Below are 19701 nucleotides of genomic sequence, written 5' to 3' on the forward strand. Positions count from 1 at the left end.
CCCGCCGCTACATGCGCGACTTGGTGTGCCAGACGGTCTTCGTCTCCGTCAGGGCGAGGATGCGCTGCGGCGTCTCGGGCGCGAGGCCCGGCTCGGGGCGGATGACGCGCTTGAGCGTGTCGGCCGCCGCGACCTCGAGCGCGACCCAGTCGAGATCGCCCGCGCCCGTGAGGTCGAGCGCGTTGACGTCGGCGTGGCTCGCGAGCCACGGCGCGAGCTCGGCCGGGTCGCCCGTGAGCACGTTGACGACGCCGCCTGGGAGGTCGCTCGTCGCGAGCACCTCGGCGAGCGAGATCGCCACGAGCGGCGACGACGCGGCGGGGACGACGACGACCGCGTTGCCCATCACGAGCGCGGGTGTGACGACCGATGTGAGGCCGAGCAGCCCTTGCGACTGCGGCGCGACGATCGCGACGACACCGGTCGGCTCAGGCACCGAGATGTTGAAGTAGGGGCCCGCGACGGGGTTCGCGGAGCCCGCGACCTGCGCGATCTTGTCGGTCCACCCGGCGTGCCACACCCACAGGTCGATCGCCTCCTCGACCTGCGCGCGAGCGCGCGCGGCCGAGAGGCTCTCGGTGCGCTGCAGCTCGTCGACGAACTGCGCCTTCCGGCCCTCGAGCACCTCGGCGACGCGGTAGAGCACCTGGCCGCGGTTGTACGCGGTCGCGCCCGCCCAGCCCGGCTGAGCCTTGCGGGCCGCGCGCACCGCCTCGCGCGCATCCTTCCGCGACGCCTTCGCGACGTTCGCGACGAAGCGGCCCTCGCCGTCGCGCACCTCGCTCACGCGCCCCGACTCGCTGCGCGGGAACGCGCCGCCGATGAAGAGCTTGTACGTCTTCGGCACGTCGAGGCGCGTGGTCGTCTTCGTGGTCGTGGTCATCGCTCGCCTGCCTTCAGGTACGCCTGCATGCCCTGGACGCCGCCCTCGCGGCCGTAGCCCGACTCCTTGTAGCCGCCGAACGGGCTCGCGGGGTCGAACTTGTTGAACGTGTTCGTCCACACGACACCCGCGCGGAGCTTGTCGGCGATCGCGAGCACGCGCGAGCCCTTGTCGCTCCAGATGCCGGCCGAGAGGCCGTAGGGGGTGTTGTTGGCCTTCGCGATCGCCTCGTCGGGCGTGCGGAAGGTGAGCACCGAGAGCACCGGCCCGAAGATCTCCTCGCGCGCGATCGTCGACGACGCCTCGACGCCGGTGATGACGGTCGGCGCGAACCAGTACCCCTCTTGCGGCAGCTCGCACGCGGGGCTCCACGCCTCGCCGCCCTCCGCGATGCCGCGGTCGACGAGGCGCGTGATGCGCTCGAGCTGCTCGCTCGAGTTGATCGCGCCGACGTCGGTGTTCTTGTCGAGCGGGTCGCCGACCCGGAGCGTCGCCATGCGCTCCTTGAGGCGATCCATCACGGCGTCGTGCACGTTCTCCTGCACGAGCAGCCGGCTCCCGGCGCAGCACACCTGCCCCTGGTTGAAGAAGATGCCGTCGACGATGCCCTCGATCGCCTGGTCGAGCGGGGCGTCGTCGAAGACGATGTTCGCGCCCTTGCCGCCGAGCTCGAGCGTGAGCTTCTTGTCGGTGCCCGCGAGCGCCTTCGCGATCTCGCGGCCGACGGCGGTCGAGCCGGTGAAGGCGACCTTGTCGACGTCGGGGTGGCGCACGAGCGCCGCGCCCGTCGCGCCGTCGCCCGTGACGAGGTTCACGACGCCGGCCGGCAGCCCGGCTTGCTCGCAGACCTCGGCGAAGAGCATCGCCGTGAGCGGCGTCGTCTCGGCGGGCTTCAGCACGACGGTGTTGCCCGCGGCGAGGGCCGGCGCGACCTTCCACGCGAGCATGAGCAGCGGGAAGTTCCACGGGATGACCTGCGCGGCGACGCCGTGCGGCCGCGGCGCGGCGCCGAGCCCGAGGTGGTCGAGCTTGTCGGCCCAGCCGGCGCAGTGGAAGAACCACTGGGCGACGAGCGGGATGTCGGCGTCGCGCGTCTCGCGGATGGGCTTGCCGTTGTCGAGCGACTCGGCGACCGCGAGCTCGCGGGCGCGCTCCTGCAGGATGCGCGCGATGCGGAAGAGGAACTTGCCGCGGTCGCGGCCCGACATCGGGCCCCACGTGTCACGGAACGCGGCGCGCGCGGCGCGCACCGCCGCATCGACGTCGCCCTCGTCGGCGTACGCGAAGGTCGCGATCTGCTGCTCGGTGCTCGGGGAGACGGAGGCGAACGGCTCGCCGCCGCCCGTCACCCACTCGCCGCCGATCCAGAGGCGGTAGTCCTCCCGCAAGGAGAGGATGGACGTCGACTCGGGAGCCGGCGCGTAGTCGAGGAATGCCATGGTGCCTTCAGTCGATCGTGACGTAGTCGGGGCCGGAGTAGCGGCCGGTGATGAGCTTCTGGCGCTGCAGCAGCACGTCGTTGAGCAGGCTCGAGGCGCCGAAGCGGTAGAGCTTCGGGTCGAGCCACGCCTCGCCGCACGTCTCGGCGACCGCGACGAGGTGCTTGATGGCGTCCTTCGCGGTCGAGATGCCGCCGGCGGGCTTCACGCCGATGCGCTCCCCCGTGAGCCGCTCCCAGTCGCGCACGACCTGCAGCATGAGCAGCGTGACGGGCAGCGTCGCCGCCGGCTGCACCTTGCCGGTCGAGGTCTTGATGAAGTCGCCGCCGGCGAGGATCGAGAGCCACGAGGCGCGGCGCACGTTGTCGTAGGTGACGAGCTCGCCGGTCTCGAGGATGACCTTGAGGTGCGCGTACGAGCCGTCGCCACGGCGGCACGCCTCCTTCGTCAGCACGATCTCGTCGAATACCTTGCCGTAGCTGCCCTCGAGGAACGCGCCGCGGTCGATGACCATGTCGATCTCGTCGGCGCCTGCGGCGACGGCATCGCGGGTGTCCTGCAGCTTGACCTCGATGCTCGCGCGGCCGGCGGGGAACGCGGTCGCGACGGCGGCGACGTTGATGCCGTCGTCCTTGCCGGCGCTCCACGCCGAGCCGAGCGCCTCGACGGCGTGGCCGACCATGTCGCCGTAGACGCACACCGCGGCGGGCCGCGGCGTCGAGGGGTCGTTCGCGTCGGGCACGAGCGCCTTCGCGACGAGCGAGCGCACCTTCCCGCGCGTGTCGGCGCCCTGCAGGGTCGTGAGGTCGATCATGCGGATCGCGAGGTCGAGCGCGGCCGCCTTCGACGAGGTCTTGATCGAGCGGGTGCCGAAGCGCGCCGCGCGGGCCTCGAGCCCGACCGCGTCGACGGCCGGCAGGCCCTCGAGGTGCTGGCGCAGCGCGACCTCGGAGAGGTCGCTGCCGAGCAGCTGGACGGCGCGCTCTGCGGGCGCGAGCGCTGCGCTGGTCGATGTCACGCTGTTCCTTCTTGCCCTGCCTGGCCACTCCCGCGGATCGGGGTGGGCGGATGGGTGCACGGCAGTCTACCGAGCGGCGCGCAGTCGCGCCCCGCATCGGGGGGCGCCGCCGCTCAGGTCGTCGCCGCGGCGACGAGCTCGCGCGTGCGGTCGACGTCGCGGCCCATCTGCGCGACGAGCTCGTCGAGGCTCTCGAAGCGGTGCATCGGGCGCACGAAGTCGATGAGCTCGAGCTCGATCGGGCGGTCGTAGAGGTCGAGGTCGACGTCGAGCAAGTAGGCCTCGACCGTCTTCGCCGCCACGCCGTCGAACGTGGGGTTGTCGCCGATCGAGACCGCCGCGGGGAAGGCGCCCGCGTCGACCCGCGCGATCGCGGCGTAGACGCCGTCGGCGGGCACGAAGCCCTCGACCGGCGTGCCGAGGTTGGCGGTCGGGTAGCCGAGCGCGCGGCCGCGCTGGAAGCCGCGCACGACGTCGCCGCGCAGCAGGTGCCGGCGGCCGAGCATCGCGTTCGCCTCCTGGATGCGCCCGAGGCCGAGCGCCTCGCGGATCCAGGTCGACGAGACGCGGCGGCCGTCGGCGAAGCAGATGTCGTCGATCGACTCGACGCGCGCGCCGCGCGGCTCGGCGTGCCTGCGCAGCATGGCCGCGTCGCCCGCCCCCCGGTGCCCGAAGCGGAAGTCGTCGCCGACGAGCAGCACGCGCGCACCGAGCCCGTCGAAGAGCACGCGCTCCGAGAACTCCTCCGCGGGCTGCGCGGCCGTCTCGGCGGTGAAGGGCACGACGATGACGCGGTCGGCGCCCGCGTCGTGCAGCAGCTCGACCTTGTGGCGCAGCGAGACGAGCGGCAGCGGCGCGCGGTCGGGTCGCACGACCTCGAGCGGGTTGCGGTCGAAGGTGACGACGGTCGTCACGAGCCCCTCGGCCTCGGCGATCGCGCGCAGCTGCTCGAGGATGCGCCGGTGGCCGATGTGCACGCCGTCGAACTTGCCGATCGTGATGGCGCTCGGCACCGCCTCGAGCTGCTCGACCCAGCCGAGCCCCCGCGCGGCGAGGTCGCTCACGCCGCCACCCGCTCGCTGCTCGCGCGCAGCCACCACAGGCCGAGGAACGGCAGCACCGCGGGGATGAAGAGGTAGCCCATGCCAAAGTAGCTCCACACCGAGTCGTGCGCGAAGAGCTCCGGGGCGACGAGCGAGAGCGTGCCGACCACGAGCACGCCGACGAGCTCGAAGCAGACGGCCGCGAGCGCGACGCGACGCCACGCATCCCTCGGGCTCGCGAGCGCGACGGTCGCGACGATGTAGACGACGGCGGCGACCGCGCTCAGCGAGTACGCGAGCGGGGCCTCGTCGAAGCGCTGCACGATCTGCACGAAGGAGCGGCCGGTCGCGGCCATCGCGAGCACCGCGTACACCGCGATGAGGACTCGGCCGATGCCGGCGTGCTTGCGCTCATTCACTCGGTCGAGTCTAGCGATCACGCGCCGCCGGCCCTGCCGCGGCGGGCGCTCACGCGATCTGCACGAACCAGATCTGGTGCATGCGGTAGACCATGACGGCGCACGCGAGGATGCCGATGCCGACGATGAGCGTCGACCACCGGCCCTGCTTGTCGACGAGCGCCCACAGCACCGCGCCGGGCGGGATGACGAGCGCGGTGAGCAGGTAGGTCCAGTACTCGAGCAGGTCGCCGGTCGGGCCGTTGCCCGTGAACGGCGCGATGAACGACACGACGGCCTGCACGACGAGCGTCAGCAGCGAGAGCGCGGCGGCGCCGAGCACGAAGTCGTTGAACGGGCGCTTCGTGAGCCCGATGACCGCGACGATCGCGCCGATGACGCCGAGCGCGATCGCCTGCGCGAGCATGAAGGCGCTGATCACGACGCACCGCCGGTCGGGAAGTTCGTGACGGGCAGCAGCCGTCGCCCCTCGGCGCGGGCGATGCCGACGAGCCGGTCGCCGTGGACGGCCGCGACGAGGCCCCGCTCCCCCTCGAGCGCGACCGTGCGGCGGCCGTGCGCGAGGTTCGCGGCCCGCTCGTCGTCGAGCTCGGCGACGGGCAGGATGCGAGAGGCGGCCATGGCGGGCGGCTCGAGCAGCGCTCGAGCGCCGTCGGGCAGCGCGTCGGCGATCGGCGCGCCGTCCACGACGAACGGCCCGATGCGCGTGCGGCGGAGCGCCGTCAGGTGCCCCCCGACGCCGAGCGCGGCGCCGAGGTCGCGGGCGAGCGCGCGGATGTAGGTGCCGCTCGAGCAGTCGACGACCACGTCGACCTCGGCGCGGGCGCCGGGCCGGAAGCCGAGCGCCTCGAACCGCGAGACCGTCACGGGCCGGGCCGAGAGCTCGACCTCCTCCCCGGCGCGGATGCGCGCGTAGGCACGCTCGCCGTCGACCTTGATCGCGCTCACCGACGACGGCACCTGCTCGATCTCGCCCGAGAGGGCCGCCATCGGGGCCGTGAGGTCGTCGCTCGAGAGGTGGGACGCATCCGCCGTCGTCGTCTCCTCGCCCTCGGCGTCGTCGGTCGTCGTCGCCGCGCCGAGCGCGATCGTGGCGGTGTAGCTCTTGTCGAGCCCGACGATGTGCGTCAGCAAGCGGGTCGAGGGGCCGACGCCGAGGATGAGCAGGCCCGTCGCCATCGGGTCGAGCGTGCCCGCGTGGCCGACCTTGCGGGTGCCGAGGGCGCGGCGCGCGCGGCTCACCGCGGTGTGGCTCGTGATCCCCCGGGGCTTGTCGACGAGCAGGATGCCGTCGGGAGCGTCGGGATCGGAGGGCATCGGATGAGTGTAGACGCTCGTCCGGGTCGGCTCCTGGGTGCTGGCGGTTGGCACGGCCGGCGGTGCGCGCGGCGATAGCCTCTCGGCATGGCGATCGACGAGGCCCCGACTGCGCGGCAGCGCGTCGCGGTGATCGGTGCGGGCGCGATCGGCGGCACGATGGCGGCACTGCTCGAGGCTGCGGGCCACGACGTCACCGTCACCGCGCGCGGCGCGAACCTCGAGGCGATGCGCGAGCACGGGCTGCGGCTGCGCGGCGGCTTCGGCGCGCGGACCGCCGCCGTGACGGCGCTCGAGCGGCTCGCTGAGGCGCCCGACGTCGCGATCCTCGCCGTGAAGGCGACCGGCACCGCCGAGGCGCTCGAGGCGAATCGCGAGCAGCTGGCCGACGTGCCGCTGCTCGTGGCGCAGAACGGGCTCTACGGCGAGCGCACGGCCGGGCGGCTGCTCGGGCACGAGCGCGTGGCCGGCGCGCTCTCGCTCATCGCCGCGAACTCGCTCGAGCCGGGCGCCGTCACGGTCACGGCCGCGAACCCCACGATCGTCGGCGGGCCGGAGGGCGAGCGCTTCGCCGCGCTGCTCGGCGAGGTGATGCCGATCGAGCGGACCGCCGATCTCGAGGGATCGCAGTGGACGAAGCTGCTCATCAACATGGTGAACGCGATCCCCGCGATCGTCGGCCACTCGGTGCAGGATGTCATCGGCGACCCGGGGCTGCGGCGCGTCATGGTCGCCTCGATGCGGGAGTGCGCGCGAGTCGGGCTCGCGAGCGGTGTGCGCTTCCAGCCGATGCAGGGACTCTCGCCGCTGCTCGTGCGGCTGCTGGCATGGGCGCCGCACCGCGTCGCCCAGCAGGTGCCGCTGCGCATCCGAGCGCGGCTCGGAGCAGTCCCCAATCTCGGCTCGACGCAGCAGTCGATCCGGCGGGGCCAGCCGACCGAGGTCGACATGATCAACGGCGCGGTCGTCGAGGCGGCGGCGCGCGCGGGGCGGCAGGCGCCGGTCAACGCTGCGCTCGTCGAGCTCGTGCACGAGGTCGAGCGATCCGGCCGCTTCCTGCCCGCGTCGGTCGTGCGGCAGCTCGCCTAGTCAGCAGGAGTCGGCGAACACCTGCACGGGGCGGCGCCAGTCGCTGTTCTCGACGATGAAGGCCGCCCTGCGACGAGGGTTCACCGCCCGCTCGTACAGGTCGTGCGCCTCGCTGTAGCGGCGGTGCGACTCGTGGCGGAGGTCGGGGTGCGCGCCGTCCCGAGCGCGCATCCGCTCGCCCCTCGTCCGCTCGTCGGCGTCGAGGTAGACGACCGCGTGCCACTTGCCGGCGAGCGCCGGCCGCTGCAGGAAGACACCGTCGACGATGAGCACGACGTCGGGGCCGGCGGTCTCCCACTCCGTCTCGACGCCGCGGTCGGCGTGGAGGTCGAAGGCGCGCGTCACGAAGCCGGTCGAGCCGCCCATCCGGAACGGGTGCAGCAGCACGCGGTCGAGCAGCTCGACGTCGAACGCATCCTCGTAGTAGCCCTTCGGCGAATCGCGCCCCTGCCGGTAGCGGAACACCTGCGGCCGGTGGAAGTCGTCGGCGCTCGCCCTAAACGCCTCGACGCCCGCTCGCGCGAACGCGACCTGGAGCGCATCCGCGAAGTGCGTCTTCCCGACCCCGTCGCGGCCCTCGACGGCGATGAGCCGGCGGCCGCGCGGGTTGCGGCGCAGCAGCTGGTCGACGAGGTCGGTGTAGAGCGCCTTCTGCTCGGGCGTCCAGGAGGCGGCCTTCATGAGCAGCGAGCGGTCGATCATGGCGTCAGCCTAAGCGCTCACGCGACGGGCGTCGGGGGCGCGACCGGCCGCGAGCCGTAGGCGAGGCGCCGCAGCAGCGCCTCGGCGGGGCCGCGCTTGCCGCGCACGTCGAGCACGAGGGCGATGGCGACGCTCACGAGCCACACGGCGACCGCGACGCCCGCGGCGGCGAGCGGCGACAGCGTCGCACCGAGCCCGAAGCCCCATGCCGCGAGCGTCGGCACGAGCAGCACCGACTGCAGCACGTAGCTCGAGAGCGAGCGCTTGCCGACCGCCGTGAGGGCTCGCACGACGACGCCGCGCCGCTCGCCGATCGCCGCGGCGAGGAGGGCGAAGAGCGCGGCGTAGCCGATGCCGCCCGCGACGCCCGCGAGGCTCGAGACGCCCATCGTGGCCCACGAGAGCGCCGGGTCGAGCAGGAGCCCGGCGAACTGCGCCGCCGCGAGCGCCCCGCCGGCCCAGCCCACCGCGATGCCGACGATCGCGATCGCCACGAGCGCGCGGCGGTGCTCGCGCGGGCGGTCGAGCAGGCCGCGGCGAGCCGCGAGCATGCCGAGCACGACCGCGAGCGGCACGGTGAGCGAGAGCAGCTGCCCGGGGGTCGCGAGCAGCCACAAGCCGATGCTCTGCAGCGCGAACCACGCGTAGCTCGGCTCTCCGGCAGGCGTCGGGAGGGCGCCACCGCCGAATGCGGAGACGTCGCCCGCGATGCCCGAGCCGAGCAGCAGCCCGCCGGCGAAGCTGAAGGCCGCGAAGACGGCGAGCAGGCCGACGAGCACCCACGCGACGATCCGCAGCACCCGGTCGGAGCGGCGCAGCAGCAGCGCGACGACGATGAGGCCCGTGAGCCCGTAGGCGCCGACGATGTCGCCGAACCACAGCAGCAGCGCGTGCGCGGCGCCGATCGCGAGCATCCACGCGTGCCGTCGCTGCAGGATGCGTCGCGCCTGCCGCCACGGCGTGCCCGCCGCGGACTGGCGGCTGTAGAGCTGCCAGATGCCGTAGCCGAACAGGAACGCGAACAGCGGGTAGGAGCGACCGTCGATCGCGACGAGCGAGAAGAGCTGGTAGGCGAGGTCGGCGCCCTCGTGGCCGGGCTGGTGCGCGTTCGTGAGCGCGTGCTCGCGGCCGTAGAGCAGCCACGGCACGTTCGCGAGCGCGATGAGCAGGAGCATGAGCCCGCGCGCGAGGTCGGGCGCGAGGCTGCGGCTCCGCGGCGCGGTCGCGGCGGCCGCGAGATCGACCGCGGGCTCCTGCCACGGCGGCGGCGCGGGCCACCCGGCCGTCAGCCGAGGCCCGCCGGCCGGTGACGGCTGCAGCGGATGCGGCTGGGACGGATGCGGCTGGGGCGGCTGGGCGGGCGGCGGCTCAGCGTGCGTCATGCCTCGACGGTATCGAGGCGGCAGCCGACCGGTGGCGAGGGGCCCGCGCGTCTACGCTGGCGGGATGCTCGGCGACCCCTCCTCGGCCGCGCTCGCGGACTGGTACCGCTCGAGCGCGCGCGACCTGCCGTGGCGGCGGCCCGACTTCGACGCGTGGGGCACGCTCGTGAGCGAGGTCATGCTGCAGCAGACGCAAGCCGCGCGCGTCGCGGTCGAGATCGACCGCTGGCTCGCGCGTTGGCCCACGCCCGCCGACCTCGCCGATGCGCCGACCCACGAGGTGCTGCGGCAGTGGGGCACGCTCGGCTACCCGCGACGGGCGCTGCGCCTGCAGGACACGGCGCGCGCGATCGTCGAGCGGCACGGCGGCGAGGTGCCGCGCGACGTCGCGTCGCTGCTCGCGCTGCCGGGGGTGGGCGACTACACGGCGCGCGCGGTCGCCGTCTTCCACTTCGGCGACCGGCACCCCGTCGTCGACACGAACGTGCGCCGCGTCGTCGCGCGCGCCGTGCACGGCCGGGGCGAGGCGGGCTCGGCCGCGAGGCGCGACCTCGCCGACGTCGACGCGCTGCTGCCCGAGGCCCCTGCCGACGCATCCGTCGTCTCCATCGCGCTCATGGAGCTCGGCGCGCTCGTCTGCACCGCCCGCGCACCGCGCTGCCCCGAGTGCCCGATCGCCGATGCGTGCGCGTGGCGAGCGGCGGGCTACCCGCCGTTCGAGGGGCGGCGGGCGCCGCGGCAGCCGAGGTTCGAGGGCAGCGACCGGCAGGCCCGCGGCACGGTGCTGCGCGCGCTCCGCGCCGTCGACGTGCCGCTCTCCCCCGCCGAGCTGCACGCGCGGTGGCACGACGCCGACCAGCTCGAGCGCGCGATCGCCTCGCTCGCCGCCGACGGCCTCGTCGTGCGCGAGGGCGACGCGGTGCGGCTCCCGGATTGACGCTCGGGCTCGCTCGGTAGGTTGAGCGGCATGCCGGCTCGACACCAGCGCGTCACAGCTCCGAGCGACGACCTCGCCGCCGCCCTCGAGGCGATCCGCGACGAGCTCAGCCTCGACGCGGCCTTCCCGCCCGCCGCGATCGCCGAGGCGGAGGCCTTCGCCGCTGACCCGCGGCTGCCGGATGCCGACCGCACCGGCATCCCGTTCATCACGATCGACCCCGAGGGCTCGACCGATCTCGACCAGGCGCTGCACCTCGAGCGCGACGGCGACGGCTTCCTCGTGCACTACGCGATCGCCGACGTGGCCGCCTTCGCCCTGCCCGGCGGCGCGATCGACCTCGAGGCGCGCCGCCGCGGGCAGACGATGTACGCGCCCGACGGCCGCGTGCCGCTCCACCCGGCGGTCGTGAGCGAAGGGGCCGCGAGCCTGCACGCCGGCGAGGTGCGCGGCGCGTACGTGTGGTCGTTCCGGCTGGATGCGTCGGGCCGGGCCCTGCGCGTCGGTCTCGAGCGCGCTCGGGTGCGTTCGCGCGCGCAGCGCAGCTACGCCGAGGCGCAGCGCTTGCTCGACGGCGGCGACGCCATGCTCGGGCTGCTGCGGGAGGTCGGCGAGCTGCGGATCGCGCTCGAGGCGGAGCGGGGCGGGGCGAGCCTCGACATGCCCGAGGAGGAGATCGAGCGCGACGGCGACGAGTACCGCTTGACGCGCCGCGAGCTGCTGCCCGTCGAGCGCTGGAACGCGCAGCTCTCGCTCATGACCGGCATGGAGGCCGCGACCCTCATGCTCGGCGCGGGCGCCGGCATCCTCCGCACGATGCCGCCGCCGCCCGAGCGCGACGTGCGCGCCTTCCGCGCGGAGGTCGCGGCGATCGGCGAGCCGTGGCGCGAGGACGAGCACTACGGCGACTTCCTGCGGCGCCTCGACCGCTCGGAGCCGTCGACGCTCGCGATCCTGCAGGCCGCGAGGCGGCTCTTCCGCGGCGCCGCGTACCGCGTGATCACCGAGGGGGCCGATGCCTCCGACTGGGTGCAGGCGGCGATCGGCGCCCCGTACGCGCACGCGACCGCGCCGCTGCGGCGGCTCGTCGACCGCTACGTGCTCGCGCACTGCGAGGCGATCGCCAACGGGCGCGAGGTCCCGCCGTGGGCCGCCGAGGGGCTCGAGGGGCTGCCGGAGATCATGCAGGAGTCGAGCCGCATCGCGGGCACGCTCGAACGGGCATCGGTCGACGCCGTCGAGATCGCGGTGCTGCGGCACCGCGTCGGCGAGGAGTTCGACGCGGTGGTCGTGGAATCGCGGAAGGAGGGCGCGACGATCCAGCTCATCGACCCGCCCACCGAGGCGATGTGCGACACGGCTGCGTCGCCGGGCGAGCGCATCCGAGCGCGGCTCGTGGAGGCCGACCTCGCCGAGCGGAGCCTCCGCTTCGCCGACGCCGCCCTCACCGGCTGAGCCGCCCTGGGACGGCTCAGCCGGCGGGAGGCGTCAGCTCGCGGCCGACTCGTCCTCGTCGGCGTCCTTCGGCTTGCGGTACGGGTCGGGCTCGCCCGCGTACTGAGCGCTCTCGGCCGCCCGCTGCGCCGCGAGGTCGCGCTGCCGCGCCTCGTCGAGCAAGTGGTCGATCGACGCCGCGCTGTCGGGCAGCGCGTCGAGGTGGAACTCGATCGTCGGGGTCAGTCGCAGCGAGAGGCCCTTGCCGATCTCGCGCCGCACGACGCCCTTCGCGCTCGAGAGCGCCTTCGCCGTCTCGTCGCGCTCCTCGTCGGTGCCGTAGACCGTGTAGAAGATCGACGCGTGCTGCAGGTCGCCCGTCACCCGCACATCCGTGATCGTGACGAAGCCGAGCCGCGGGTCGCGCACCTCGCGCTCGAGGGCGCGCACGGTGATCTCCTGGATGCGGTCGGCGATCTTCCTCGCCCGGGGGTTCTCTGCCATGGGTTCCTCCTGTTGAGACGAGTGTGGGGCGGCCAGCAGCCGCCCCACACCGTACTGCGCGTCAGACGCGCGGCTTCTCGACCATCTCGATCGTCTCGATCTCGTCGCCGAGCTGGATGTCGTTGAACCGGCCGAGCCCGATGCCGCACTCGAAGTCGGTGCGGACCTCGGTCACGTCGTCCTTGAAGCGGCGCAGCGACTCGATGGCGAGGCCATCGGCGAGCACGACGCCGTCGCGGATGATGCGAGCCTTGGCGTTGCGGGTGATCGTGCCGGAGCGGACGATGCAGCCCGCGATGTTGCCGAACTTCGAGGAGCGGAACACCTCGCGGATCTCGGCGACACCCGACTGGACCTCCTCGAACTCGGGCTTGAGCATGCCCTTGAGCGAGTTCTCGACATCCTCGATCGCCGCGTAGATCACGTTGTAGAACCGCACGTCGACGCCCTCTCGGGCGGCGCGCTCGCGGGCCTTCGTGTCCGGGCGGACGTTGAAGCCGATGATGACTGCCGAGTCGACGGTCGCGAGGTTGACGTCCGACTCGGTGATCGCGCCGACGCCGCGGTGGATGATCCGCAGGTCGACGGTGTCGTCGATCTCGATCTTCATGAGCGACTCCTCGAGCGCCTCCACGGCACCCGAGACGTCGCCCTTGATGATGAGGTTGAGCGTCTCGACCTTGCCCTGCTCCATCGCCAGCTTGAAGTCCTCGAGCGACATGCGCTTGCGAGCCTTGGCCAGCTGGGCGTTGCGCTCGACGGCCTCGCGCTTCTCGGCGATCTGCCGAGCCGTGCGGTCCTCCTCGGTGACGATGAAGGTGTCGCCGGCGCGCGGGACGCTCGAGAGGCCCTGCACCTGCACGGGCATCGACGGGTACGCCTCCTCGACGAGCTCGCCGCGGTCGTCGACCATCGCACGGACGCGGCCGTAGGCCGTGCCCGCGACGATCGCGTCGCCGACGCGCAGGGTGCCCGACTGGATGAGCACGGTCGCGACCGAGCCGCGGCCCTTGTCGAGCTTCGCCTCGATCGCGATGCCGCGCGCCTCCTTGTTCGGGTTGGCACGCAGGTCGAGACCGGCGTCCGCGGTCAGCAGCACCGCCTCGAGCAGCTCCTCGATGCCGGTGCGGGCGAGCGCGGAGACGTCGACGAACATCGTGTCGCCGCCGTACTCCTCGGTCACGAGGCCGTACTCGGTCAGCTGCTGGCGCACCTTCGCCGGGTTGGCGTCGGGCTTGTCGACCTTGTTGACCGCGACCACGACCGGCACGCCTGCGGCCTGCGCGTGGTTCAGCGCCTCGATCGTCTGCGGCATGATGCCGTCGTCCGCCGCGACCACGAGGATCGCGATGTCCGTCACCTGCGCACCACGGGCTCGCATGGCGGTGAACGCCTCGTGACCCGGGGTGTCGATGAAGGTGATCGCGCGGTCCTCGCCGTCGTGCTCCTTCCAGACCTGGTAGGCGCCGATGTGCTGCGTGATGCCGCCGGCCTCGCCCTCGATGACGTTCGCGCCGCGGATGGCGTCGAGCAGTCGCGTCTTGCCGTGGTCGACGTGACCCATGACCGTGACGACGGGGGCGCGGTACTCGAGGTCCTCGTCCGACTCGTCCTCGAGCTCCTGCTCGAGGTCGATGTCGAAGCCCTCCAGGAGCTCCTTGTCCTCGTCCTCGGGGCTGACGACCTGGATCTTGTAGCCCAGCTCGGCGCCCAGCAGCTCGAAGGTGGTCTCGTCGAGCGACTCCGTCGCCGTCGCCATCTCACCGAGGTGGAACAGCACGGTCACGAGGTCGCCGGGGCTCGCGTCGATCTTCTCGGCGAAGTCTGCGATCGATGCGCCGCGGCGCATCCGGATGACCGTCGTGCCGTCGCCGCGCCGGACCTTGACGCCGCCGATCGACGGCGCCTCGCGCATCTCGAACTCGAGCCGCTTCGTGCGCTTCGACTTGCGCGACTTGCCCTTGGCGCCGCCCTTGCCGAACGCGCCGGCCGTGCCGCCGCGACCGCGGCCGCCGCCGCCGGGACGACCCGCGAACGCGGGACCGCCGCGGCCCGGAGCACCGGGAGCGGGAGCGCCGGGGCGCTGGAAGCCGCCGGGGCGACCGGGACCGCCGGGACGACCGGCGCCGCCCGCGCGGGGCGCGCCGGGTCGCGGCGAGCCGGGACGCGGAGCGCCCGGGCGCGGGGCACCGGGACGGGGAGCCGCCGGTCGCGGACCGGCGGCGCCCTGCTTGCTCGTGAACGGGTTGTTGCCGCCGCGCGGGCGGCCCATGCCCTGGGCCGACGCGAAGGGGTTGTTGCCGGGGCGCGGAGCGCCCGGGCGACCCATCGGGCGCGGGATGGCGCTGGGCGACGGCGCGGCCGCGCCGCCCTCAGCGGGCTTCTCGGGGGTCGCCGGAGCGGCCGGAGCCTCGGCGGGGCGCGCGGGCGCGGCCTGCGGCGCCTCGGCCGCCGGAGCGGGCGCTGCCGCGGGCGCGGCGGGCGCTGCTGCCGGTGCGGCGGGGGCCGCGGGGGCTGCCGGTGCCGCGGGGGTCGCCTTCGCGGCGCCCGGCTTCGCGGCCGACTTGGCCGGGGCCTTCGCCGCCGGCTTCTCCTTCGCCGCCGCGGGAGCGGCGACGCCTTCCGCCTCGAGGGCGGCCTTGAGCTTGCGGGCGACCGGCGGTGCGATCGCCGAGGCGGGTCCCTTGACGAACTCGCCCATCTCCTTGAGCTTGGCCAGAGCGACCTTGCTCTCGACGCCGATCTCGGCGGCGATCTCGTGAACGCGTGGGTTTGCCACTTCTCTCCTGTCCTGGTCCGCCCAGGACAGGGCGGACGTCAATTGCTGACGGGTCTCATTTCGAGCCGCTCATCAGTTGTCCATGTGCCGTTCATTCCTTCGTTCAGGGCTCAGGCGAGCCCGTCCGCCCACCGTGCGATGGGCGAGGTATCGAGGTGCCGCTGGCGCAGTGCCCGCGGGAGCGAGCGGATCGCGCGCTCCGCGCACTGCTGCGTCGGATGCACCCACGCGCCTCGGCCCGGGATCCGTCGACCCTCGTCGACGACCGCGGTGCCGCCCGGTGCAGCGATCCGCACGAGTTGTGCGGGTTCGGTGCGCGCGCGACAGCCAAGACACGTTCGGATGGGTTCCACTCTACAGCACGACACGCCCGGGCGCTGGAGTTGAAAGCGCGTCGTCAGTCCTCGTCCATGACCGAATCCGGCTGGATGTCGATCTTCGCCCCCGTGAGCTTCGCCGCGAGGCGCGCGTTCTGCCCCTCCCTGCCGATCGCGAGCGAGAGCTGGAAGTCGGGCACGAGCGCCCGGACGGCCTTCGTCTTCGCGTCGAGCATGAACGCATCCGACACCCGTGCCGGGCTCAGCGCGCTCGCGACGAACGCCGGCAGGTCCTCGGAGTAGTCGACGATGTCGATCTTCTCGTCGCCGAGCTCGGCCTGGACGGCGCGCACGCGCGCGCCGAGCTCGCCGATGCACGCGCCCTTCGCGTTGATGCCGGGCTGCGTCGCGCGCACGGCGATCTTCGTGCGGTGGCCCGCCTCGCGCGCGATCGCGACGATCTCGACGGCGCCCGACGCGATCTCGGGGACCTCGAGCGCGAAGAGACGGCGCACGAGCGACGGGTGCGTGCGGCTGACGGTCACCTGGGGTCCGCGCGGGCCGCGCTCGACCTTCGTGATGAACACGCGCAGGCGCTGGCCGTGCTTGTACTCTGCGCCCGGCACCTGCTCCTCGGGCGGCAGCAGCGCCTCCATGTCGTCGCCGAGCTTGACCTGCACCATGCGCGGGTTCGTGCCCTGCTGCACGACGCCGGCGATGATGTCGCCCTCGCGGTCCTTGTAGGCGCCGAGCACCGACTCGTCGCTCTTGTCGCGCAGCGCCTGGAAGATGACCTGCTTCGCGGCGGTCGCGGCGATGCGGCTGAAGTCGTCGGTCGTCGCGACGGACTCGCCGATGCGGTTGCCGTCGTCGTCGAGCTCGGGCTCGAAGAGGGTGACCTCGCCCGTCCTGCGGTCGACCTCGACGCGCGGCTGCGGCGCGGTCGGGTCGGGCTTGGCGTCGTGCGAGCGCACGTGGGCCTGCAGGATCGCCTGCTCGATGATGCGGATCAGCTCGTCCGAGGAGATCTCCCGCTCGCGCTCGACGGTCTTCAGCACGGTCAGATCGATCTTCACTTGTGGGCTCCTTGGGTCACGACTCATCCGGCATGCGATGCCGACCCAGCAGTCTACCGCTCGGCTGGCTCGAAGGACGGCCCTCCTATGCTCAGCGCCATGGCATCTCTCGACGAGGCGATCCTGACGGCCGGCGACTTCTGGTGGACGTGGGTCGTGCTGCCCGTGCTCGCCCTGCTCGGCGTCTACTTCACGATCCGGTCGGGCGTCGTGCAGCTGCGCCTCCTCCCGGCGATGCTCCGCGTGCTGACCGACAAGACGCCTCTCGCGCGCGACGGCAGCACGCAGTCGGTCTCGGCGTTCCAGGCGTTCACGATCTCGGCGGCGAGCCGCGTGGGCGTCGGCAACATCGCGGGCGTCGCGACGGCGATCGCGATCGGCGGCCCCGGCGCGGTGTTCTGGATGTGGACGATGGCCTTCGTCGGCGGCGCCTCGTCGTTCATCGAGTCGACGCTCGCGCAGCTCTACAAGCACCGCGACGCCGACGGCTTCCGCGGCGGACCGGCGTACTACATGCAGCGCGGCCTCGGTGCGCGCTGGATGGGCATCCTCTTCGCGATCATCCTCATCGTCTGCTTCCCCTTCGCGTTCTCGTCGCTGCAGGCGAACACGATCGTCGCGACGGTCACCTCGACCGTCGGCACCGACGCCGCGTGGCTGCCCTGGGTGATCGGCGCGGTCGTCGCGGTGCTCACGGGGCTCATCGTCTTCGGCGGCGTGCGCCGCATCGCGAAGGTCACGCAGTCGCTCGTGCCGGCGATGGCGCTGCTCTACCTCGTGCTCGGGCTCATCATCGTGGCGATGAACATCACCGAGGTGCCGCGCGTGCTCGGCGAGATCTACGCCGGTGCGTTCGGCTTCCAGCAGGTCGCCGGCGGCGCGATCGGCACGATCATCATGCAGGGCGTCAAGCGCGGCATGTTCTCGAACGAGGCGGGCCTCGGCTCGGCGCCGAACGCGGGCGCCTCGGCCGCCGTCACCCACCCGGCGAAGCAGGGCCTCGTGCAGACGCTCGGCGTCTACTTCGACACGTTCCTCGTCTGCTCCATCACCGCGTTCATCATCCTCGTCTCGACGCCCGACCTCGCGGGCGCCGAGGGCGGCATCGACCTGACGTTCCAAGCGGTCACGGGCGAGCTCGGCGCGTGGGCGGGCATCGCCCTCTCGCTCATCGTGTTCCTGCTCGCGTTCTCGTCGATCATCGGCAACTACTACTACGGCGAGTCGAACATCGAGTTCATCACCGAGAGCCGCACGGTGCTGACCGCCTACCGCGTGCTCGCGGTCGTCGCGGTGCTCGCCGGCTCGGTCGTCGCGACCGCGACCGTCTGGAACACCGCAGACCTGCTCATGGGCATCATGGCGATCGTCAACCTCGTCGCGATCGGCCTGCTCTCGGGCGTCGCGTTCAAGCTGCTCAAGAACTTCGACGAGCAGCGCCGGACCGGCACGGATCCCGTGTTCACGCGCGACATGCTTCCGGAGCTCCGCGGGGTCGAGGAGTGGCGCGACGTCGAGTCGGTCACGGGCCAGTGGACCACCGTCGCGCCCGCCGACGAGCAGCGCGCGGCACGCGAGCCGCGCGACTGAGCGTCAGCGGCCGAGCGCCGCCTCGAGCTCGTCGATGCGCGCCTGCTGCCGCTCCCCGGTCGCGCGGTCCCACACCTCGACGACGCCCTCCGCCGCGTCGCGGCCGACGATGACGATCTGCGGCACGCCGATGATCTCGGCGTCGCCGAACTTCACGCCGGGCGAGACCTTCGGACGGTCGTCGTAGAGCACCTCGAGGCCGCGCGACTCGAGGCTCGCGACGACGCCCTCGGCAATCTCGAACACGCCCGCGTCGCGGCCGGTCGCGACGACGTGCAGGTCGAACGGCGCGACCTCGCGCGGCCAGACGATGCCCCGCTCGTCGCGCGACTTCTCGACGATCGCCGCGAGGTTGCGGGTCACGCCGATGCCGTACGAGCCCATCGTGACGGTGACGAGCTTCCCGTTCTGGTCGAGCACCTTGAGGCCGAGCGCCTCGGCGTACTTGCGGCCGAGCTGGAAGACGTGGCCGATCTCCATGCCGCGCTCGAGCGTGACGGGACCCGACCCATCCGGTGCCGGGTCGCCCTCGCGCACGTTCGCGGCCTCGACCCAGCCGTCGCCGACGAAGTCGCGCCCGGCGACGAGGCCGAACACGTGCTTGCCGGGCTCGTTCGCGCCGGTGATCCAGCTCGAGCCGTCGACGACGCGCTTGTCGAGGAGGTAGCGGATGCGCGTGGCGCCCTGCTCTCCCAGCACGGCGCCCGAGGGCGACCACGGGCCGATGTAGCCCTTCACGAGGCCAGGGTTGGCCTTGAAGTCGTCGTCGTCCGCCGCCGAGACCTCGGCCGGCTGGAAGGCGACCTCGACCCGCTTCTCGTCGACGTCGCGGTCGCCGGGGACGGCGACGACGACGAGCTCCTTCGAGCCGTCGAGCTGCGTGAGCCGCAGCACGACGTTCTTGAGCGTGTCGGCGGCCGTCCACTCGCGGCCGTCCTCGCGCGGGAAGCGCGCGTTCGCGTCGGCGACGAGAGTCTCGATCGTCGGGGTGTCGGGGGTGTCGCGCACCTCCGCGGCCGGCAGCCCCTCGATTGGGTGCGGCTCGGGCGCGAGCGTCTCGAACGCCTCGACGTTGGCGGCATAGCCGCCCGCCGAGCGCACGATCGTGTCCTCGCCGACGGGCGTCGGGTGCAGGAACTCCTCCGACTTCGAGCCGCCCATCGCTCCGGCGTCGGCCGAGACGATGACGTACTCGAGCCCGAGGCGGGCGAAGATGCGCTCGTACGCGTCGCGCTGGCGCTGGTAGCTCGCCTCGAGCCCCGCGTCGTCGACGTCGAAGGAGTAGGCGTCCTTCATCGTGAACTCGCGCGCGCGCAGCAGGCCCGCGCGGGGCCGGGCCTCGTCGCGGTACTTGTCCTGGATCTGGTAGATCGTCAGCGGCAGCGACTTGTAGCTCGAGACGAGGTCCTGCACGAGCAGCGTGAAGACCTCCTCGTGCGTCGGCGCGAGCAGGTGGTCGGCGCCCTTGCGGTCCTGCAGGCGGAAGATCCCGTCGCCGTACTCCGTCCAGCGTCCGGTGCGCTCGTAGGGCTCGCGCGGCAGGAGCCCGGGGAAGAGCACCTCCTGCGCGCCCGCCGCGGTCATCTCCTCGCGGATGATGCGCTCGATGTTGCGCCGCACCCGCAGGCCGAGCGGCAGCCACGAGTACAGGCCGGCGCCGGCGCGGCGGATGTAGCCCGCGCGCAGCAGCAGTCGGTGGCTCGCGACCTCGGCCTCGGCCGGGTCCTCGCGAAGCGTGGTGAAGAAGAGCTCGGAGAGGCGGATCACCCAGC

General features: G+C 73.0%; 18 protein-coding genes. 4 read left to right on the top strand and 14 right to left on the bottom strand.

What is annotated here, in order from left to right:
* Positions 1 to 7: 7 nt before the first annotated feature.
* From JSQ78_RS04610 to truB, 7 genes are all read right to left on the bottom strand, one after another.
* Positions 8 to 883, bottom strand: a complete 876-nt coding sequence (locus JSQ78_RS04610; protein ID WP_211449757.1) for an aldehyde dehydrogenase family protein — start codon at positions 881 to 883, stop codon at positions 8 to 10.
* Entirely contained in the window at positions 880 to 2322 is a 1443-nt protein-coding gene (locus JSQ78_RS04615) for an aldehyde dehydrogenase family protein (protein ID WP_211449759.1), read from the bottom strand. The genes JSQ78_RS04610 and JSQ78_RS04615 overlap by 4 nt, the downstream gene beginning before the upstream one ends.
* A gap of 7 nt (positions 2323 to 2329) precedes the next feature.
* Positions 2330 to 3340, bottom strand: a complete 1011-nt coding sequence (gene deoC, locus JSQ78_RS04620) for a deoxyribose-phosphate aldolase (RefSeq protein ID WP_211449761.1) — start codon at positions 3338 to 3340, stop codon at positions 2330 to 2332.
* Between the two features lie 113 nt (positions 3341 to 3453).
* Entirely contained in the window at positions 3454 to 4404 is a 951-nt protein-coding gene (locus tag JSQ78_RS04625; RefSeq protein WP_249295915.1) for a bifunctional riboflavin kinase/FAD synthetase, read from the bottom strand.
* The gene (locus tag JSQ78_RS04630) at positions 4401 to 4739 is read right to left on the bottom strand and encodes a hypothetical protein (RefSeq protein WP_235045094.1); all 339 of its coding nucleotides are present in this window, start codon (positions 4737 to 4739) and stop codon (positions 4401 to 4403) included. Before JSQ78_RS04630 ends, JSQ78_RS04625 begins: the two co-directional genes overlap by 4 nt.
* Before the next feature lie 112 nt (positions 4740 to 4851).
* Positions 4852 to 5223: a hypothetical protein gene (locus tag JSQ78_RS04635; protein WP_211449763.1), complete on the bottom strand. Its 372-nt coding sequence runs from the start codon at positions 5221 to 5223 to the stop codon at positions 4852 to 4854.
* Positions 5220 to 6119: a tRNA pseudouridine(55) synthase TruB gene (gene truB / locus JSQ78_RS04640; protein WP_211449765.1), complete on the bottom strand. Its 900-nt coding sequence runs from the start codon at positions 6117 to 6119 to the stop codon at positions 5220 to 5222. Before truB ends, JSQ78_RS04635 begins: the two co-directional genes overlap by 4 nt.
* 87 nt (positions 6120 to 6206) lie before the next feature.
* On the opposite strand from truB, the gene JSQ78_RS04645 reads away from it, so the two are divergent.
* Entirely contained in the window at positions 6207 to 7208 is a 1002-nt protein-coding gene (locus tag JSQ78_RS04645; RefSeq protein WP_211449767.1) for a ketopantoate reductase family protein, read from the top strand.
* On the opposite strand, the gene JSQ78_RS04650 is transcribed toward JSQ78_RS04645, so the two are convergent.
* Entirely contained in the window at positions 7209 to 7910 is a 702-nt protein-coding gene (locus tag JSQ78_RS04650; protein ID WP_211449769.1) for a nucleoside/nucleotide kinase family protein, read from the bottom strand.
* A gap of 17 nt (positions 7911 to 7927) precedes the next feature.
* Positions 7928 to 9292, bottom strand: a complete 1365-nt coding sequence (locus JSQ78_RS04655; RefSeq protein WP_249295917.1) for a DUF418 domain-containing protein — start codon at positions 9290 to 9292, stop codon at positions 7928 to 7930.
* Positions 9293 to 9356: 64 nt separating this feature from the next.
* Between JSQ78_RS04655 and JSQ78_RS04660 the strand changes: the two genes are divergently transcribed.
* Together JSQ78_RS04660 and JSQ78_RS04665 are read left to right on the top strand one after the other, a co-directional pair.
* Positions 9357 to 10229: an HhH-GPD family protein gene (locus JSQ78_RS04660; RefSeq protein WP_211449770.1), complete on the top strand. Its 873-nt coding sequence runs from the start codon at positions 9357 to 9359 to the stop codon at positions 10227 to 10229.
* Positions 10230 to 10259: 30 nt separating this feature from the next.
* A complete protein-coding gene (locus tag JSQ78_RS04665; RefSeq protein WP_211449772.1) occupies positions 10260 to 11684 on the top strand; it encodes an RNB domain-containing ribonuclease in 1425 nt (474 codons plus the stop codon).
* 33 nt (positions 11685 to 11717) lie between these two features.
* Here the strand turns inward: JSQ78_RS04665 and rbfA are convergent, their stop codons facing one another.
* The 4 genes from rbfA to nusA form a co-directional block, all read right to left on the bottom strand.
* A complete protein-coding gene (rbfA, locus tag JSQ78_RS04670) occupies positions 11718 to 12167 on the bottom strand; it encodes a 30S ribosome-binding factor RbfA (protein WP_211449774.1) in 450 nt (149 codons plus the stop codon).
* 61 nt (positions 12168 to 12228) lie between these two features.
* Positions 12229 to 14946, bottom strand: coding sequence for a translation initiation factor IF-2 (infB, locus tag JSQ78_RS04675; RefSeq protein ID WP_211449776.1), 2718 nt, complete (start codon positions 14944 to 14946; stop codon positions 12229 to 12231).
* A gap of 110 nt (positions 14947 to 15056) precedes the next feature.
* Complete coding sequence (locus JSQ78_RS04680; protein ID WP_211449778.1) at positions 15057 to 15314, bottom strand: YlxR family protein; 258 nt, start codon at positions 15312 to 15314, stop codon at positions 15057 to 15059.
* Positions 15315 to 15343: 29 nt separating this feature from the next.
* On the bottom strand, positions 15344 to 16339 hold the full coding sequence (nusA, locus tag JSQ78_RS04685) for a transcription termination factor NusA (RefSeq protein WP_211449779.1): 996 nt from the start codon (positions 16337 to 16339) through the stop codon (positions 15344 to 15346).
* 99 nt (positions 16340 to 16438) lie between these two features.
* Between nusA and JSQ78_RS04690 the strand changes: the two genes are divergently transcribed.
* Entirely contained in the window at positions 16439 to 17929 is a 1491-nt protein-coding gene (locus tag JSQ78_RS04690) for an alanine/glycine:cation symporter family protein (protein WP_211449781.1), read from the top strand.
* 3 nt (positions 17930 to 17932) lie between these two features.
* Here JSQ78_RS04690 and JSQ78_RS04695 read toward each other — a convergent pair whose 3' ends face one another.
* Positions 17933 to 19696, bottom strand: coding sequence for a proline--tRNA ligase (locus JSQ78_RS04695; protein ID WP_211449783.1), 1764 nt, complete (start codon positions 19694 to 19696; stop codon positions 17933 to 17935).
* Positions 19697 to 19701: the final 5 nt, after the last annotated feature.

This window comes from Agrococcus sp. Marseille-Q4369 (genome assembly GCF_018308945.1).
GTDB lineage: Bacteria > Actinomycetota > Actinomycetes > Actinomycetales > Microbacteriaceae > Agrococcus.

Bases quoted from the DNA above. Each gene is read 5' to 3' on its own strand.
- JSQ78_RS04615 (WP_211449759.1), bottom strand. From the start codon at position 2,322: ATGGCATTCCTCGACTACGCGCCGGCTCCCGAGTCGACGTCCATCCTC.
- JSQ78_RS04630 (WP_235045094.1), bottom strand. From the start codon at position 4,739: ATGGCCGCGACCGGCCGCTCCTTCGTGCAGATCGTGCAGCGCTTCGAC.
- JSQ78_RS04610 (WP_211449757.1), bottom strand. From the start codon at position 883: ATGACCACGACCACGAAGACGACCACGCGCCTCGACGTGCCGAAGACG.
- rbfA (WP_211449774.1), bottom strand. From the start codon at position 12,167: ATGGCAGAGAACCCCCGGGCGAGGAAGATCGCCGACCGCATCCAGGAG.
- JSQ78_RS04690 (WP_211449781.1), top strand. From the start codon at position 16,439: ATGGCATCTCTCGACGAGGCGATCCTGACGGCCGGCGACTTCTGGTGG.
- JSQ78_RS04665 (WP_211449772.1), top strand. From the start codon at position 10,260: ATGCCGGCTCGACACCAGCGCGTCACAGCTCCGAGCGACGACCTCGCC.
- JSQ78_RS04650 (WP_211449769.1), bottom strand. From the start codon at position 7,910: ATGATCGACCGCTCGCTGCTCATGAAGGCCGCCTCCTGGACGCCCGAG.
- JSQ78_RS04660 (WP_211449770.1), top strand. From the start codon at position 9,357: ATGCTCGGCGACCCCTCCTCGGCCGCGCTCGCGGACTGGTACCGCTCG.
- JSQ78_RS04645 (WP_211449767.1), top strand. From the start codon at position 6,207: ATGGCGATCGACGAGGCCCCGACTGCGCGGCAGCGCGTCGCGGTGATC.
- truB (WP_211449765.1), bottom strand. From the start codon at position 6,119: ATGCCCTCCGATCCCGACGCTCCCGACGGCATCCTGCTCGTCGACAAG.
- JSQ78_RS04655 (WP_249295917.1), bottom strand. From the start codon at position 9,292: ATGACGCACGCTGAGCCGCCGCCCGCCCAGCCGCCCCAGCCGCATCCG.